We start from the raw sequence: 15,230 nt of genomic DNA, 5'->3' as shown, positions 1-15,230 counted from the left end.
GATCATGCGTCATCACGTGAAGGCCTCCACTCGGATTCCGGCCGAGGCCAGCGCCCCGCGCACCCGCCAGGCCAGCTGCGCCGCGCCCGGGGTGTCCCCGTGCACGCAGAGCGAGCGGGCGTCCACCGCGACCGGCTCGCCGCCGATCGCGGTGACCAGGCCGTCCCGGGCCATGCCGACCGCGCGCGCGATCACCGCCTCGGGGTCGTCGATCACCGCGTCCGCCTCGCTGCGCGGCACCAGCGTGCCCGACCAGGTGTACGCGCGATCGGCGAACGCCTCGGTGACCACGGGGAGTCCGACCCCCTCGGCCACCGTCAGCAGCCGTGAACCGGGCAGGCCGAGCACCGGCAGCGGCCCGTCGCAGACCGCGCCGGCGCGCAGCACACCGGCGACCACCGCCTCGGCCTGCTCGCTGTCGGAGACCACCCGGTTGTACAGCGCGCCGTGCGGCTTCACGTAGCTGACCCGTGAGCCGGCGGCCCGGGCGAAGACCTGCAACGCGCCGATCTGGTAGGCGATCTCGTCGGCCAGCTCCTCCGAGGGCACGTTCATCGCGCGCCGTCCGAAGCCGGCGAGGTCCCGGTAGGAGACCTGGGCGCCGATCCGCACCCCGCGCTCGGCGGCGAGGGCGCAGACCCGCCGCATCGTGGACGGGTCGCCCGCGTGGAAGCCGCAGGCCACGTTGGCGCTGGTCACCACCGACAGCAGGGCCTCGTCGTCGGTCAGCGTCCAGCGTCCGAACCCCTCACCGAGGTCCGCGTTGAGATCGATCACCGTACCGGTCACGGCCGCCTGCCTCCCAGAGCTGCTGCTGCGGATACCTGAGGGGATCGTAGGGCCTGCGCCGACACGCGGTTCGCCGAGGCCACCCCGTCGCCGGGCATCACCGGACCGGGCCTCCCCCGTCCGGCCGATGCGAGCTACACCACGGCGTGCTCCAGCCGGCGGATGCCGCGCAGGACCAGCAGCAGCGGGATCGCGCCGAAGAGGCCGAAGGATATATCGACAAAGCGCCAGTAGAGCGGAATGCCGCGCAGTGGGCCGCAGATGAGAGCGAGCGGGATGATCCCGGCGCAGGCGCCGAGCGCCCACTGGACCACCCAGACATTGCGCACCGGATCGCGCAGCGGGCCCCAGAACGCGCCCGCGATCACCAGGTGCGCGAACGCGAGCCAGTCGGTGCCGTAGGCGAGGAACGGGTAGCGCGCGGCGGTGTCGGAGACTCCGGTGCGGATCCGCTCCAGCCAGTCGAGCAGTGGTGGCGGGGTGGGCAGGTGGTGCGCGGCGGCGGCCAGCCAGCCGGTCTCGGCGCGCAGCGGAAACGCCGTCAGGCCGCTGAGGACCAGGCCGACGATGAAGATCCACAACCAGCGGCGCACGGTGCGCAGCGCGATGGCCTCGGTGGTCATCGGTACCCCCTCTCGCCGGGGCGGCGCCCGGCGAGAGGGACTCTAGCCCCGGTTTTGAACGTGTTCAACTTTCTCGGATGCGCGGCCCTCCGGGGTGCCCAGCTGGCTCAGTCCAGCAGCAGCGCCGCGTCCCACGGCAGGGCCGCGTCCGGCCGGGTGCCGAGCAGGGCCAGCGCGCAGCCGGCGGCGCCGTCCAGGAACCCCGGGCGGTGCAACGGGCCCTGGGCGGCCCAGAGGTACGGGTTGGCCGGGTCGGCGCGGGCGAGCAGGTCGGCGGTCAGCCCGGGGAGTTGGCTGGCGAGTTCGGTGGCGAGTTCGGTGACGAGCGGGTCGGCGAGTGGGTCGGCGGTGCCCGGCTCGGCGTCGCGGACCAGCAGCGTCACCACCCGCAGCAGCCCCGCCGCGCCGTGACAGAGCGAACCGTCCGCGATCCCGCGCTGCTCGGCGGGCCGGGCCAGCGCCGAGCGGACGGCGGCGAGACCGGCCTGCTCCCAGCGCGGCTCGCCGAGCGCGAGCGTGGCCAGCTGGAGGGACCGTGCGATCCCGGGCGCGCCGTAGCACCAGCCGGCCCGGGCGACCTCGGACGGCGGCCGGTCGCCGGCCGCCACCTCGCGCTCGAACGGGACGACGGTGGGCCAGTACGGCCCGTGCCCGTCCTGCTCCTGGCGCGCCAGCAGCCAGTCCGCCACGGTCCGGATCGCCTCCTGCTGGCCGGGCACCCGCACGCCCTGCCGCCAGGCGATCGCGAGCAGCGCGAGCGGGCCCGGGATGCCGTGCGCGAGGCCCAGGTTGAGGTGGCCGCGCGGGTGGCGGCCGGGGTCGGCGAGCAGCACCGGGTCCGGCGTCCACCACCCGGGGACCAGCTGGCCGTGCGCCCGGACCGGCCGGGTGAGCGCCACCAGGTGGTCGAGGATCCGGCGGGTGACGGGCTGCGCCGGCCCGCAGGCGAGCAGGTAGCGGCCGAGGCCGGCCAGGCCCGAGACGGCGTCGTAGGTCTCCATCGCCGCCCCGGGCTCGCCGGCGGCCAGCCGGGCCCGGTCGGCGTCGAGGATCCGCTCGGCCAGCGCGGCCACCTGCCGGTCCGCGGCGTTGAGCAGTGCCGCGTACTCGCCCTCGCGCCGGACGGCGCAGCGCGCGGCGAACGCCAGTGCCGGGATCCCGAGGAAGAGCCGCTCGCGCGGCGGCCGGCCGGCCCGCGCCGCCGCTGCGGCGCTCAGGTGGCCGTGCACGGCGGGCGCGAACGAGCTGTCGCGCTGGGCCAGTTCGGCGAAGAGCAGGGCGACGCCCGGGTGCCCGTCGGCGAGCGAGAGCGGGTGGAACGCCGAGTGTGTCGCGGGGCGTGTCGCGGGGTGCGTCGTGGAGTGCGTCGTGGCGCCGGCCGAGCCGGCGCCGGCGGCCGCGACCGCGGCGGGGTCGAGCAGCCGGGCCGCGAGCAGCCGGACCGACTCGGCGGCGCCCGGCGGGTCGCCGGCGAGGTGCGGATCGAGGGACATCACGGTCGGTCCCCCTGTGACGCACCCAGGGCCTGTCCGAGCCGGTCGAGCTGCGCCCGGACGGCGCCGCGCGCGATCGCGAGCACCCGTGCCTCGGTGCGCCGGTCGGTGCCGAAGCGGCGGTTGAGGTGCATGTGGACCACGGCGGCCAGTGTCGGGCCGGGCTCGGCGCGCCGCTGTTCGGCCAGCAACCGCCCGTAGGTGGTGAGGCGTTCGTGCAGTTCGGCGCGGGTGGCGAGCTCGGGGCCGGTGGTGGCCCCGGCGAGCGTGATCGCCGCGAGCGCCGCCCGTCGGCGCTGCGCGAACGCGCGGTGGTGTTCCTCCCGCTTGGCGTACGTCGTGCAGAGCCAGTGCGCCCAGTCCGTCCCGGTGCCGTGGTGGAACGCGCGGGCGAGCTCGACCACTTCGCCGGCGGCCGCGAGCAGCGGATCGGACTCCGTGCCCGCGCCCGTGCTCGCGTCGGCCGCGCCGAGCAGCTGCAGCACCAGCCGGCTGTCGGCGTCGAAGACCCGTTCGGCGGCGGTGAGCACGGCCGGGCCGCCGTAGCGCGCGGTCTCCGGCGCGTACTCGTCCAGCGTCAGCCCCTGCGCGAGACCAGCCGCGCGCAACTGTTCGATGAGCCGGTGCAGTTGCGGCAGCAGCTCGCCGTGGAGCGCCTCGGGCGCGCCGTGGAAGCGCAGCCGCAGGTGCGGGGCCGGGTCGCGGTAGCGGACGAAGTGCCAGCGGTCCACGGCGGCCGGCAGCCGGTCGAGCAGCGGTGCGAGGTGGCGGGTCAGCAACTCCTCCTGCCGCTCGGCGGATCCGGCCAGCCGGGCGTACAGCCACTCGCCACCGGGGGAGTGCACTACGGGGGCCTGGTAGGGGAGCGGCTCCGCGAGGCCGGGCTGTGACTGTGTCTGTGCCTGCGGCGCCCGGTGCGGGGCTCGGGCCACCAGCGGCAGCACCAGCTCCGCGTCGTGCGCCGCGCCGTCCGGCCCGCGCAGCCAGCCGCCGGTCACGTCCGACCCGCCCGGCGGCTGTTGCAGCACGAGCACCCGCCCGGTCCGCCCGGCCCGGGCGGCTGCCGAGCGCAGCAGCTCCCGGTGCGCCTCGGCGGCGAGGTTGAGCGGGATCCGCTGGTCGGCCAGGATCAGTTGCAGGTGTTCCGGCGCGCCCCAGTGGGCGCACCACTCGCGCAGCGCCGCGTCCCAGAGCGTCGGATCCCGGCGCGGGTCCGGCAGTTCGGCCGGGTCGAGCCGCCACTGCGCGGGGCTGAGCACCGTGCGCCCGGCCCGTACCGCGGGCAGGAACGGGGCCTCGCTGACGGTGCCCCAGTCCCACGGCCGCCACTGCCGGTTGCCGAAGTCGGCCGCCTCGACCAGGAACCGGGCCGCGTTCGGCGCGCCGATCTCCCGGTTCAGCAGGTGCAGCACCACCGGGCTGAGCTCGCGGCCCAGCCGGCCGCAGACCAGCCGGAACCGCTCGGTGTCCGCGCCGACCAGCACGTCCGCGAGGTCCAGCGCGCCCGGCTCGCCGGGGTCGTCGTACGTGCCGATCGCCAGCCGGTGCTCCAGCCAGCTCGGCACCTGCGCCACGTTGCCGTGCCGGTGGTCCGCGACCTGGTGGTGCAGTTGGACGGGCAGCGCGCCGGGCCGGTGGCCGGGCAGCTCCCGCACCGCCGCCTGCAGCCGCTCGGACTGCGGCAGCAGGTAGGCGAACCGGCCGACGGCGGAGCCGGCCTGCGGGGTGGCGGGGACGGGGGAGAGCACCAGGGTGAACTCGCCGGCGTCCAGCGCCTGCGGCGAGGCGCTGACCAGCTGCACCAGCAGCTCGAGCGAGGGCGGCGCCTGGTCCGGTGCTGCCTGGTCCGACCCGGCCGGTCCGGCGAGCCGGGTGATCAGCTGCTCGTCCAGCACGATCTCGCGCGCGCCGGTCGCCGCCGCCTCGGTGACCAGGCGCAGCAGCAGCCGCTCGCGGTCGGCCGCCCGGGCGGGCTCCGGCGGCGCGCCGCGGTGACCGGGCGGCAGCTGGTAGCCGGCCGGTGCGCCGAGGCCGCGGTCCGGGTCGAGCAGCTCGGTGAGCGGGACGAGCGTGCCGAGGCCGTACCGCTCCAGGAACTCCGCGTGGTACGGAGCGAGTCGGCCCGGCCGGTCCGGCGACAGCCGCCAGAGCAGGTCCGCCGCACGCTCGGCCTCGCGGGCGACCGCCTCCGGCAGCACGACCTCGCCGTCGAGGCGCAGGTCCACCTGCAGCCCGCCGGGCCCGCCGAGTGCGGTGAGCGCGCTTCGCCAGGCGGGGCGGCCGGCGCCGAGCGGGGCCTGCCGGTACTCCTCCACGGCCTGCCGCGCCGCCTGCACCCGCTCGTGGGCGGCCTCGGCGGTCGGCGGCAGCACCTTCGCGAGGTGCGCCAGCGCGTCCTCGGTGTCCAGTGGCGGGCGCAGCTCGGTCAGCAGGACGTCCGCCGCGACCAGCTGCCCGAGCAGCCGGCGGATCGCGCCGGCCGGAGCGCCGGCGAACTGCTCCTCGAGCGTGCGCTCCAGCTCGGCCAGCGGCACCGGCCGGCGGCCGGCGGCGAGCGCCGCGCGGACCACCGGTGTGTACCGCAGCGTGCGGTTCACGGGTGAACGGCCGGCGGTGGCACCGGCGGCCGCGCCGTCGGTGCCGGCCGGGCCGGCCTCGGCCGCGTCCGGCGTGAACGGCAGGACCAGGCGGTCACCGCGCACGAAACAGAGGTTGTTGGCGACCACCCGCAGCTCGGCCAGCAGCTGCGGGTCGCGCTCCCAGCGGGCCACCAGCTCGGCGAGCCGGCGACGGTCGGGCCGCACGCCGCGCTGCCCGCCGCCGGTGAGGCGGCCGACGGCCTGCGGGCCGAAACCGGCCCAGAGCACGCCCGCCATCAGCCCGAACGGGGTCGGCCGGGTGGCGGCGCGCAGCCGGTAGCGGGTCAGCGAGCCGACCGCGCCGCGCAGGTCGGCGAGCGGGAGCCGCTCGCCCGCGAGCACCCGGTCCAGCAGGCCGGCCAGCGAGGGGCTGGAGACCTCGACCGCCTCGCGGAACGCGGCGTGCCCGGCGAGCTCGGTCAGATAGCGCTCGACCTCCGTGCGGTCGGCGTCCGCGGCGGGCGCGTGCCAGGTGTCGCGCACCCGGTCGCGGCTCAGCAGGGGGACGCGCAGCAGCACGTCACCGGTGCTCCGGAAGACGCCGCCCCGAGCGGCCCCATCCCGAGCGGCCCCGCCCCGACCGCGCTCGCGGCCGCCACGCGCACCGGCCGTCGCTTCCTGGACCACCCGGACTCCCCTCACCCACCCGTGGCGCGCCGGATCGACGGGCCGTCAGGGCTGCACCGAAAGGGCATTTATAACACCGCCGACAGCCATGGGGGAGGGGTCGGAGAGAATTTCGTGAACGCCCGAAAAACAGCTCCGGATCACCCGTTGACGGCCCGCCGTCGAAATGCCTAGCATCCTCGGCAAGCGAACCGGATCGGTTCGTCAGGAAGTCCGGTACCACCGGCGAACGACAGGAGACACACCATGTCTGCCATCACCGTTGAGGACCTTTTCGACATCGACCTGACCGAGGCCCCGCTGGTCGACGAGGAGCCCACCGCCGAGGCCGGCTTCACCTACCACACCCTCACCACCTGCGCGATCTGCTAATCAGTCGCCGCTTGCGGCCGGCGGCCCCGCCTCCCCCGTGGGGCCGCCGGCGAGCGGAACTTTCGGCTGGGAGCGCACGAAGTACTGAGGCAGTGGATTCATCGGAAAGCACCGGAGCCGGACTCCGGTGCTTTTGCATGTGCGCCTTCGGCTGGATCGCCCGGGGTCGGAGTTCCGGAATGCCGGAATGCTGGAATGCCGAAACAGCGGAATGCCCGATCGGCTCGGCCTTCCTGCACTTTCGGGCATTGTCAGGAATGCCCGGTGCACGGCTTCCGCGGGCAACCCGCAGAAGGCATTCGGAGGCGGGCCCTCGCGTACGGGCCCTCACTGCTGCATACGCAGCGCGCTCGTCACCGGGTTCACGCCGCCGCGCCGCGCCGCGCCGCGTCGCCCCGCGTCGTCGACCCGCTCCGCCGCGGCCGCCGTTCCCGCTCCGGCGGCCGCCCCGGCCCGCGCCCCTGGGCGGCTCGTGTACCCCAGGACGAAGCGTGACGACTGCTCCCGTTTCGGACCTTGACGGTCCGGGGCCCTAATCTTGTCCCTCATGACCGTCATCGCCGATCAACCCGCCGAGCGCGAGCTCAGGCCGCCCGTCGGGCACGCCCGCCCGGCGCCCGGGCCGGCGGCCGACGAGGGCCTGGCCCGTCGCCTCAAGGCGCTGGCCTGCACCGCCCCGCTGCACGACCTGGACAACCGCAAGGTGAACCTGGCCGGCGAGTACGGCGGCTACGCGATGGCCGAGGTCGGTCTGGCCGCGATCGACCTGGTCACGCTGAACATGGACTTCGACGCGGGCGCCGACCGGGACCTGGTCCAGGCCCGCCTGCTGCCCCGGGTCGCGGCCCAGCACCCCGAGCGGCCGGCCACCGAGCACCAGCGGGTGGCCCGCTGGGTGCTGGAGTCGCTGATCAACGTCGGCAGCGTGGACCGCGGCTTCCGCGCGGTCTACGGCACCTTCGGCGCGGACGGCGCCTACCTGCGGCGCGACTACGACTTCAAGCTGATCGAGGAGGTGCCGGGCCCGGACGGCGGCGTCTACCTGCGCACCACCGACGAGGCGGTCAACGTCCTGGTCGGCGCGCTGGACACCGACGTCACGTCGGCGCAGATCGCGGCCGAGGTCAAGCTGGAGGTGCTGATCCGGCGCGGCCGCCTCGCCGACGCCCAGCTCGCCGCCGAACAGGCCCGCTACCGCACCGTCCAGTACGCCGAGACGCTGCGCCGGGTGCTGGAGGCGACCCGGCGCAACGTGCGGGCCGTCGACTGGATGCAGGCCGTGCCGGACCTGATCGCGGAGGCGCTGGACCACATCGCCGACCGCTACCGGCACGAGAACGCGATCCTCACGAACATCCGCAAGGCGCGTGACGAGGCCGAGAGCGCCGACCACAAGCGGCAGGCCGCCGAGCTGGTCGACATCGTCAAGGACTGCATCCGCCGGCACACCCAGCTGCAGACCCGGCTGCTGGAGGCCGGCCCGCTGTTCCGCGCCGAGCAGGACCGGCAGGCCTTCGCCGCGCCGGCCGCCCGGGCCGGGGTGGACCTGTACGGGCAGTTGCTGGCGCCGGTCCTGCGGCTGCCGATAGAGCAGGCGATCCGGCCCACCGACGCGTTCTTCGCGCACGGCGCCGGACTGCGCAACCCGACCGCCGTCCGGGTCACCGACCTGGTCGAACTGCTGCTCACCCCGCCGGTCGAGCGCGAGCACCTGGGCGCCGAGCTGCCGGATCCGGACCTGGTCGCCACCCCCGACGACAGCCGGTTCTCCGACGCGCAGCTGGAGGCTGCTCTGGAACTGCTCGACCTGCCCGCCGACGCGCCGCGCCGGCTCTCCGGACTGCTCGCCGACGCCCGCAAGCAGGACCCGGAGCTGCCGTACCTGGTCGCGCTGCTCGCCGTGCACGCGGCCAGCCCGCCGGTCGGCACCGCGTACCGCCAGGGCGAGGAGCGGCTGCTCTTCGCGGTGGACGACGGCGCCACGCTCGCCGACCCCGAGTTCGGCGGCGCGGACCTGATCGTCGGCAGCGCGCTGCTGGACGCGGTCGGGATGGCGGCGGACCGGCAGGACGCGCAGTGACGATCCGCCAGCCGACAGCAGACCGGCAGGCCGTGACGATCCGCCAGCCGACAGCAGACCGGCAGGCCGCGCAGTGACAAGCCCTCACCCGTACCAAGGAGCAGCACCCGTGACCGTCCCCCAGGAAGCCGCCGCCCCCGCCGCGCTCACCCCCGGCGATGTCGCGGACGCCTCCCGGCTGGTCTCCTTCGGCCTCCAGGCGAAGCTGCTCCCGGCCCGCGACGCCGAGTACACCGAGCTGGTCCGCCGCTACCGCGAGGACCCGCTCTTCGCCCGGCTCGCCGACGCCGTCGCGACCGGCCTCGGCCTGGTCGTGCTGGAGGTCTCGGCGCGGGCCGGCATGGCGCTGGCCGCCGCCGAGGACTCGGTCTTCGCGGTCCGGATGGGCGACTACTCGCGCCGCGCCGCGTCCGAGACCACCGACCGGTTCCTGCACGGCCTGGCCCACCTCGCGGTCGCCGCGATGGCGTTCCCGCGCCCGGCCGACCTCGCCGACGACGGCTACCTGGGCCGGATCACCGTGAACGGCGTGGACGCGTTCGTCCGGCAGGCCTGCCGCAGGCTGGAGGAGCAGGCCGAGGCCGACGGCGCGAACACCGACCCGGCCAGCGAGGCGCCCGGACTGGAGGCGGCCTGGCGGGTCTGGGCCCGGCGCTCCGCGACCGGCGCCACCAAGGACGCCCGCCGGCTCTCCGGTTCGACGATCGGCATCACCGGCAAGGCGGTGGCCTTCCTGGTCGACTCCGGCTTCCTGCAGAAGGCCTCGGACGACGCCGGCGGCACCTACCGCACCACCGCCCGGTACCAGCTCCAGGTCCGCGACCTGGCGGGCAGCGCCGCGATGGCCGAGCTGCTCGACCTCGGCGTGGTCCCGGTCGGCGACGGCAGCGCCACGCTGCTGCCCGCCGACCACAGCGAAGAGCTGGTCGCCGACGCCGGCCTGCCGTTCCACTCCCTCTGACCCCGCTGCCTTCGACCCTGCTGCCTCTGCCCCTGCTGCCTCCTGACAGAGCCGCTCACCAGCGCGGCTGTCTCCTGACACCCTGTAAGGCCAAGACTTCATGTACGAGCTCAACCGGGTCCGCCTCTACTCCATCGGACCGGCCGGCGCCCGCTACGCCGACACGGTGCTGGACCTGCGCGGCGTCGGCGAGCCGGTGGCCAACCCGGCCCCGCGGCAGCCCGGCCTGTTCGGGGAGGAGCCGGCCGGCCCGCAGCGCCGCCCGGCGCCCGCCGGCGTGCTCTTCCTGGAGAACGGCGGCGGCAAGTCCGTCCTGCTCAAGCTGATCTTCTCGGTGATGCTGCCCGGCCACCGCAACACGCTCGGCGGCGCCAGCTCCGGCGTGCTGCGCAAGTTCCTGCTGGCCGACGACTGCGGGCACGTCGCGCTGGAGTGGCAGCACACCGTGACCGGCGAGCTGATCGTGGTCGGCAAGGTCAGCGAGTGGCGCGGCCGCCAGGTCTCCTCCGACCCGCGCAAGTTCGCCGAGACCTGGTACTCGTTCCGCCCCGGCCCCGGCCTGACGCTCGACTCGCTGCCGGTCGCCGAGCGGGCCGCGCTCGGCGACCCGACCGCCCGGCCGCGCGGCCGCCGCCGCACCATGAAGGGCTTCCGCGACGCGCTCACCGAGGCGGGCAAGGCCTACCCGTACCTCGACCTGACCTTCGAGGACGGCCACGACCGGTGGACCGAGCACCTCGGCGAACTCGGTCTGGACCCGGAGCTGTTCCGCTACCAGCGCGAGATGAACGCGGACGAGGGCGAGGCGGCCGGCCTCTTCGCGGTCAAGCACGACGCCGACTTCACCGACCTGCTGCTGCGCGCGGTCACCGACACCCGGGACACCGACGGCCTGGCCGACCTGGTGCACGGCTTCGCGGCCAAGCTCGGCCGGCGCGCCGAGCTGACCGCGGAGCGCGACTTCACGGCCGGTTCGCTGGAACTGCTGCAGCGCATCGTCGAGGTGACCGGCGCCCGCGAGTCGGTCCGCGAGGCGCACCGCTCGGCCGAGCGCCGCACCCGCCGGCTCGCCCAGGCGCTGGCCGCCCGGGCCGGCGCCGAGCGCGGCCGGGCCCAGGACCTGTCGATCGAGGTGGCCGCCGCCGCGAGCGCGGTGACCGCTGCCGAGGCCGACCGCACCCGGCACTCGCTGATCACCGCCGAGCTCACCCACCGGCACGCCACGCTCTCGCTGGCCGCCGCCACCGCCGAGGCGGCCGGCCTGCGCCGCGAGCTGCTGGACGCGCGCACGCTGCACTCCGCCTGGCAGGCCGCCGAGGCGGTGCTGCGTCACCGCGCCGCCGCCGACCGGGCAGCCAGGGTCTCCGCCGCGATCCGCGAGGCCGAGCTGGACGCCGCACCGGCGCTCGCCGCCAGGGCGCAGGCGGCCGGTGCGCTCGCGCACGCGCTGGAGGCCGCGGCGGGCACCGCCGAGGAGATCGCCGAGGGCGAGGAGAACCGGGCCGCCGAGCTGCAGGCCGACGGCGCCCAGGCGCAGGGCGACGGCCTCGCGGCCGCGACCGCCGCGCAGAAGGCCAGGTCCGAGGCCGGGCACCTGCGCGAGCGGCTCGCCGAGGTGGAGCGGGAGACCACGGCCGCCGTCGAGGCCGGCTGGATCGACGCGGCCGCCGACATCGACCCGGCCCGCGCCGCGCTGCACGCCGCCGACGCCGAGCAGGCCGCCACCGCCGCTCTGGAGCAGGCCAGGTCTGCCGCCGAGCAGGCCACCGCCCGGACCCGGGAGGCCGCCGCCGCCGAGGGCCGGGCCGAACTCGCCGCCGCGCGGGCCGTCGACGCCCGCGGGGCCGCCCAGCGCGCGCTGGCCGCCGAGCAGCGCACCGCCGTCCGGCTGGCCGCCGAGCCGCGGCTGGCCGAACTGCTCTCGCTGCGTCCCTACCACGACGGCATTGGGCACGACGGGGACGACTTCGACGGATCAGACGGAGCATCGGCTGACGAGCGCGCCGACGACCGCCTCACCCCGGCCGTCCTGGACCGCGCCGCCGAGGACCTGACCGAGCTGCTCGACACCGCGATCGCCTCCGCCGAGCGGACCCTCTTCGACCTGCGCACCGCCGCCGCCGACGACTCCCGGATCCTCGCCGCGCTCGGTGACGGCGGTCTGCTGCCGCCCGGCCCGGACGTGCTGGCCACCGTCGAGTACCTCGGCGAGCACGGCGTGCCCGCGCTGCCCGGCTGGCGCTACCTCGCGCAGTCCGTCGACCCGGTGGACCACGAGCGGATCCTGGCGGCCCGCCCGGAGCTGGTGGACGGCGTCGTCGTCACCGACCCGTCCTCGCTGGAGCGGGCCCGCGAGACGCTCGCCGCCGCCGCGCTGCTGCCGCGCTCGACCGTCGCCGTCGGCACAGCCGCCTCGCTGATCGCGCCGGTCACCGACGAGCCGGCGTTCTTCCTGGTGCCGCCGAACCCGGCGATGCACGACGAGTCCGCCGCCGACCAGGAGCGCCACCAGCTGCGTGCGCGGGCCACCGCGCGCGAGGAGCACATCCGCGAGCTGGCCGCCCGGCTCGGCGGTGACCGGGCGCTGGCCGCCCGGCTGGCCTCCTGGCAGTCCTCCTGCCCGCCCGGCACGCTGACCGAGCTCGCCGACACCGTCGCGGCCGTCGCCGAGCAGGCCGAGCTCGCCGGCGCCCAGCTGGCCGCCGCCCGGGCCGAGCACGCCGAGGCGGAGGCCGAGCGGGTCACCGTCGCGGCCGCGTACGAGGAGCGCCGGGAGGCCGCCCAGCAGGTCCGCCGCCGCGCCGACGCGCTGGCCGGTCTCGCGTTCCGGCTGCGCGAGCGGGCCGGCTGGAACCGCCAGGTGCGCGAGCTGACCGAGGACGCCGCCGAGTGCGACCGCCGTCAGCTGGCCTGCGCCGAGCGCTCCCGCGCCTGTGACGAGGACCGCCGGGCCGCCCAGCGCGCCGCCGACGACGCCCGCCGCACCGCCCGCACGCTGCGCGCCGAGCGCGCCGAGCTCTCCGGCACGGTCGCCGTCACCGACGAACTGCCGACCGCCTCGCTGCCCGCGCTGCGCGAGGCCTACCGGGCCGCCGCCCAGCTCTACGAGAAGGTCGGCGTCGGCGCCGACCTGCGCGCCGAGCAGGCCCGCGCGGAGAGCGACGAGGCCTCCGCCCAGGCCGAGTTGAACCGGCTCACCAACAAGGTGCGCAGCCGCGCCGAGGAGCTGCTGACCAGCACCGACGGCGCCGACGGCCCGGCCCGCCAGGCCGCCGCCGCCCGCGCCGAGGAGCTGGTGGCCACCATCGAGGCGCGTTCGGCGGTGGCCAGCGAGCAGCTCGGCCGGCTGCGCGCCGAGGTCGAGCGCTCGGCGCCGGCCTCCGGCGAGGCGCACACCGAGCTGCCCGAGGAGCTGGTCCCGGCCGACCCCGAGCACGCGCAGCAGCTGCTGCGCGTGGCCACCGGCGAACTCGCCGAGCGGCGCGAGCTGCTGGAGAGCGCCCGGATCGAGCACGGCGAGCTGCTGCGCACCCTGGAGTCGGCGCAGTCGGCCGCCGCCGACTTCGACGAGGCGGCGGCGCTGCTGCGCGACGGCCTGCGGGACCACGCGCCGGAGGAGGGCGAGCAGGCCACCGAGCCGTACCTGGACTCGCTCGCCGACGCGCGCACCGCCGCGACCGAGACCCGCCGCGCGCTGCGCACCGCCTCGGCCGAGCTGACCGCCGCCGACCTGGCCGTCCGGGACGCCTCGGACGCGCTGGTCCGGCACGCCAACGCGGCCCGCTACGAGGCCGTCCGCACGCCGGCCCGCCAGCAGATCCGCGAGCTGCCGGCGGCCGCGCTGCCCGAGCACGCGGCCGCCTGGGCCGGGGCGTTCGCGCCGCGGCTGCGGGTGCTCAGCGACGAGCTGACCCAGCTGGAGCGCAACCGCGGCTCGATCGTCGACCGGTTGCGCGGGCTGGTGGAGAGCTCGCTCGCCACCCTGCGCGCCGCCCAGCGGCTCTCCCGGCTGCCGGAGGGGCTGGGGGAGTGGTCCGGTCAGGAGTTCCTGCGGATCCGTTTCGACGACCCGGACCAGACGGTCCTCGCCGAGCGGCTCGGCGAGGTGATCGACGAGGCGACCAGCTCGGCCCTCCGCAAGAACAACGACCTACGGCGTGACGGCATGTCGCTGCTGCTGCGCGGGGTGGCGGCGGCGATCGGGCCCAAGGGCGTCTCGGTGGAGATCCTCAAGCCGGACGCGGTGCTGCGCGCCGAGCGGGTCAGCGTCGGCCAGATGTCCGACGTCTTCTCCGGCGGCCAGCTGCTCACCGCGGCGATCGCGCTCTACTGCACGATGGCCGCGCTGCGGGCGAACGACCGGGGGCAGTCGCAGCTGCGGCACGCCGGGACGCTCTTCCTGGACAACCCGATCGGCCGGGCCAACGCGACCTACCTGCTGGAGCTCCAGCGCGCGGTCGCCGATGCGCTGGGCGTCCAGCTGATCTACACCACCGGCCTCTTCGACACCACGGCGCTGGCCGAGTTCCCGCTGGTGATCCGGCTGCGCAACGACGCCGACCTGCGGGCCGGGCTGAAGTACATCTCGGTCGAGGAACACCTGCGTCCGGGGCTGCCGGCGCCGCAGGACCCGGACGGCCCGACGGTGCACGGCGAGATCACCGCCACCCGGATGTTCAAGCGCCCGGCGGAGCCGGTGGCGCAGGCGGCAGCCGAGTAGCACCGAACGCGGCACCCGAACGCGGCATCCGGGCTCGTCCGCCCGGGTGCCGCGTGGCTCAAGAGCCTGGTCGGGCTCAGAGCTCGATCCGCTCGCCCGGCGCCGGCACCCGCAGCCGCCCGGTCAGGCCGGCCTGCTCGAACGCGGCCACCAGTCGGTCCGCGCCCTCGGTGAAGTGCCCCCAGTGCTCGAAGTGCACCGGCAGCACCAGGCCGGCGCCGAGCAGTTCGGCCGCCGTCGCGGCGTCCGCGCTGGTCAGCGTCAGCTGCCCGTCGACCAGCGGGGTGCGGGCGGCGCCGGCGAAGAGCAGCGCGACGTCCGGCGCCGGGCACCGCTCGGCGATCTGCCGCACGACCGGCAGCGAGGCGTTGTCGCCGCTGACGTACACCGTCGGCAGGCCCTCGCCGGCCAGCACGAACCCGGTGACCTCGCCGACCAGGTGCTCGGTGCCGTCCGGCCCGTGCTGGGCCGGCACCCCGGTCACCCGCAGCACGCCGCCGTCCGGCCGCGGCAGCTCGACCGTCTCCCAGTTCGGCAGGCCGCGGACCGCGCCGCCGAGCCGCTGCTGCGCGGAAGCGGTGCTGAGCACGGTGGCCCCCGACGCGGCCAGGTAGGCGCGGCCGCCGGCGTCCAGGTTGTCCGGGTGCTGATCGTGCGAGAGCAGCACCAGGTCCACGACGCCGAGTTGCTCGGCGGTCAGTACCGGGCCGGCCGTCTTGACCAGCATCCGCTCCCCGATCGGGTACTCGCCCGGGGCGTCGAAGGTCGGATCGGTGAGGATCCGCAGCCCGCCGTACTCCAGCAGCACGGTCGGTCCGCCGAGATAGGTGACGCTGGGTCGGGTCATGGTGGGTCCCCCTACTGGTGTTCGTTCGCCGGTGTCTCAACAATAGCCGACGCCTAACCTCTGATCAACGATTGACAGG

The 15,230-nt window shown here is 76.0% G+C and carries 9 protein-coding genes; 4 read left to right on the top strand and 5 right to left on the bottom strand.

Annotated elements, in window-relative coordinates; all coding sequences use genetic code 11:
- Positions 1-12: 12 nt before the first annotated feature.
- The 4 genes from AC060L_RS30405 to AC060L_RS30390 all read right to left on the bottom strand — a co-directional run bounded on the left by AC060L_RS30405 (position 13) and on the right by AC060L_RS30390 (position 6,063).
- Entirely contained in the window at positions 13-789 is a 777-nt protein-coding gene (locus AC060L_RS30405) for a LamB/YcsF family protein (protein ID WP_483802173.1), read from the bottom strand.
- Positions 790-923: 134 nt separating this feature from the next.
- Positions 924-1,412, bottom strand: coding sequence for a hypothetical protein (locus AC060L_RS30400; RefSeq protein WP_483802172.1), 489 nt, complete (start codon positions 1,410-1,412; stop codon positions 924-926).
- Positions 1,413-1,519: 107 nt separating this feature from the next.
- Positions 1,520-2,905: a lanthionine synthetase C family protein gene (locus AC060L_RS30395; protein ID WP_483802171.1), complete on the bottom strand. Its 1,386-nt coding sequence runs from the start codon at positions 2,903-2,905 to the stop codon at positions 1,520-1,522.
- On the bottom strand, positions 2,905-6,063 hold the full coding sequence (locus AC060L_RS30390; protein WP_483802170.1) for a lantibiotic dehydratase: 3,159 nt from the start codon (positions 6,061-6,063) through the stop codon (positions 2,905-2,907). The genes AC060L_RS30395 and AC060L_RS30390 overlap by 1 nt, the downstream gene beginning before the upstream one ends.
- A 354-nt stretch (positions 6,064-6,417) precedes the next feature.
- Between AC060L_RS30390 and AC060L_RS30385 the strand changes: the two genes are divergently transcribed.
- The 4 genes from AC060L_RS30385 (at position 6,418) to AC060L_RS30370 (ending at position 14,304) form a co-directional block, all read left to right on the top strand.
- Positions 6,418-6,543 carry a hypothetical protein gene (locus AC060L_RS30385; protein ID WP_483802169.1) on the top strand — a complete coding sequence of 42 codons (126 nt, stop codon included), beginning with the start codon at positions 6,418-6,420 and terminating at the stop codon, positions 6,541-6,543.
- 547 nt (positions 6,544-7,090) lie between these two features.
- Positions 7,091-8,623, top strand: coding sequence for a hypothetical protein (locus AC060L_RS30380; RefSeq protein WP_483802168.1), 1,533 nt, complete (start codon positions 7,091-7,093; stop codon positions 8,621-8,623).
- A 109-nt stretch (positions 8,624-8,732) separates the two neighbouring features.
- Positions 8,733-9,584 (top strand): hypothetical protein, encoded by an 852-nt coding sequence (locus AC060L_RS30375; RefSeq protein ID WP_483802167.1) that lies wholly within the window; start codon positions 8,733-8,735, stop codon positions 9,582-9,584.
- Between the two features lie 100 nt (positions 9,585-9,684).
- Entirely contained in the window at positions 9,685-14,304 is a 4,620-nt protein-coding gene (locus AC060L_RS30370; protein WP_483802166.1) for a hypothetical protein, read from the top strand.
- A 76-nt stretch (positions 14,305-14,380) separates the two neighbouring features.
- Here the strand turns inward: AC060L_RS30370 and AC060L_RS30365 are convergent, their stop codons facing one another.
- Positions 14,381-15,151: an MBL fold metallo-hydrolase gene (locus AC060L_RS30365; protein ID WP_483802165.1), complete on the bottom strand. Its 771-nt coding sequence runs from the start codon at positions 15,149-15,151 to the stop codon at positions 14,381-14,383.
- Positions 15,152-15,230: the final 79 nt, after the last annotated feature.

It is taken from the genome of Kitasatospora sp. NEAU-69 (genome assembly GCF_057158765.1).
This window is presented reverse-complemented; position numbering and strand designations above follow the sequence as displayed.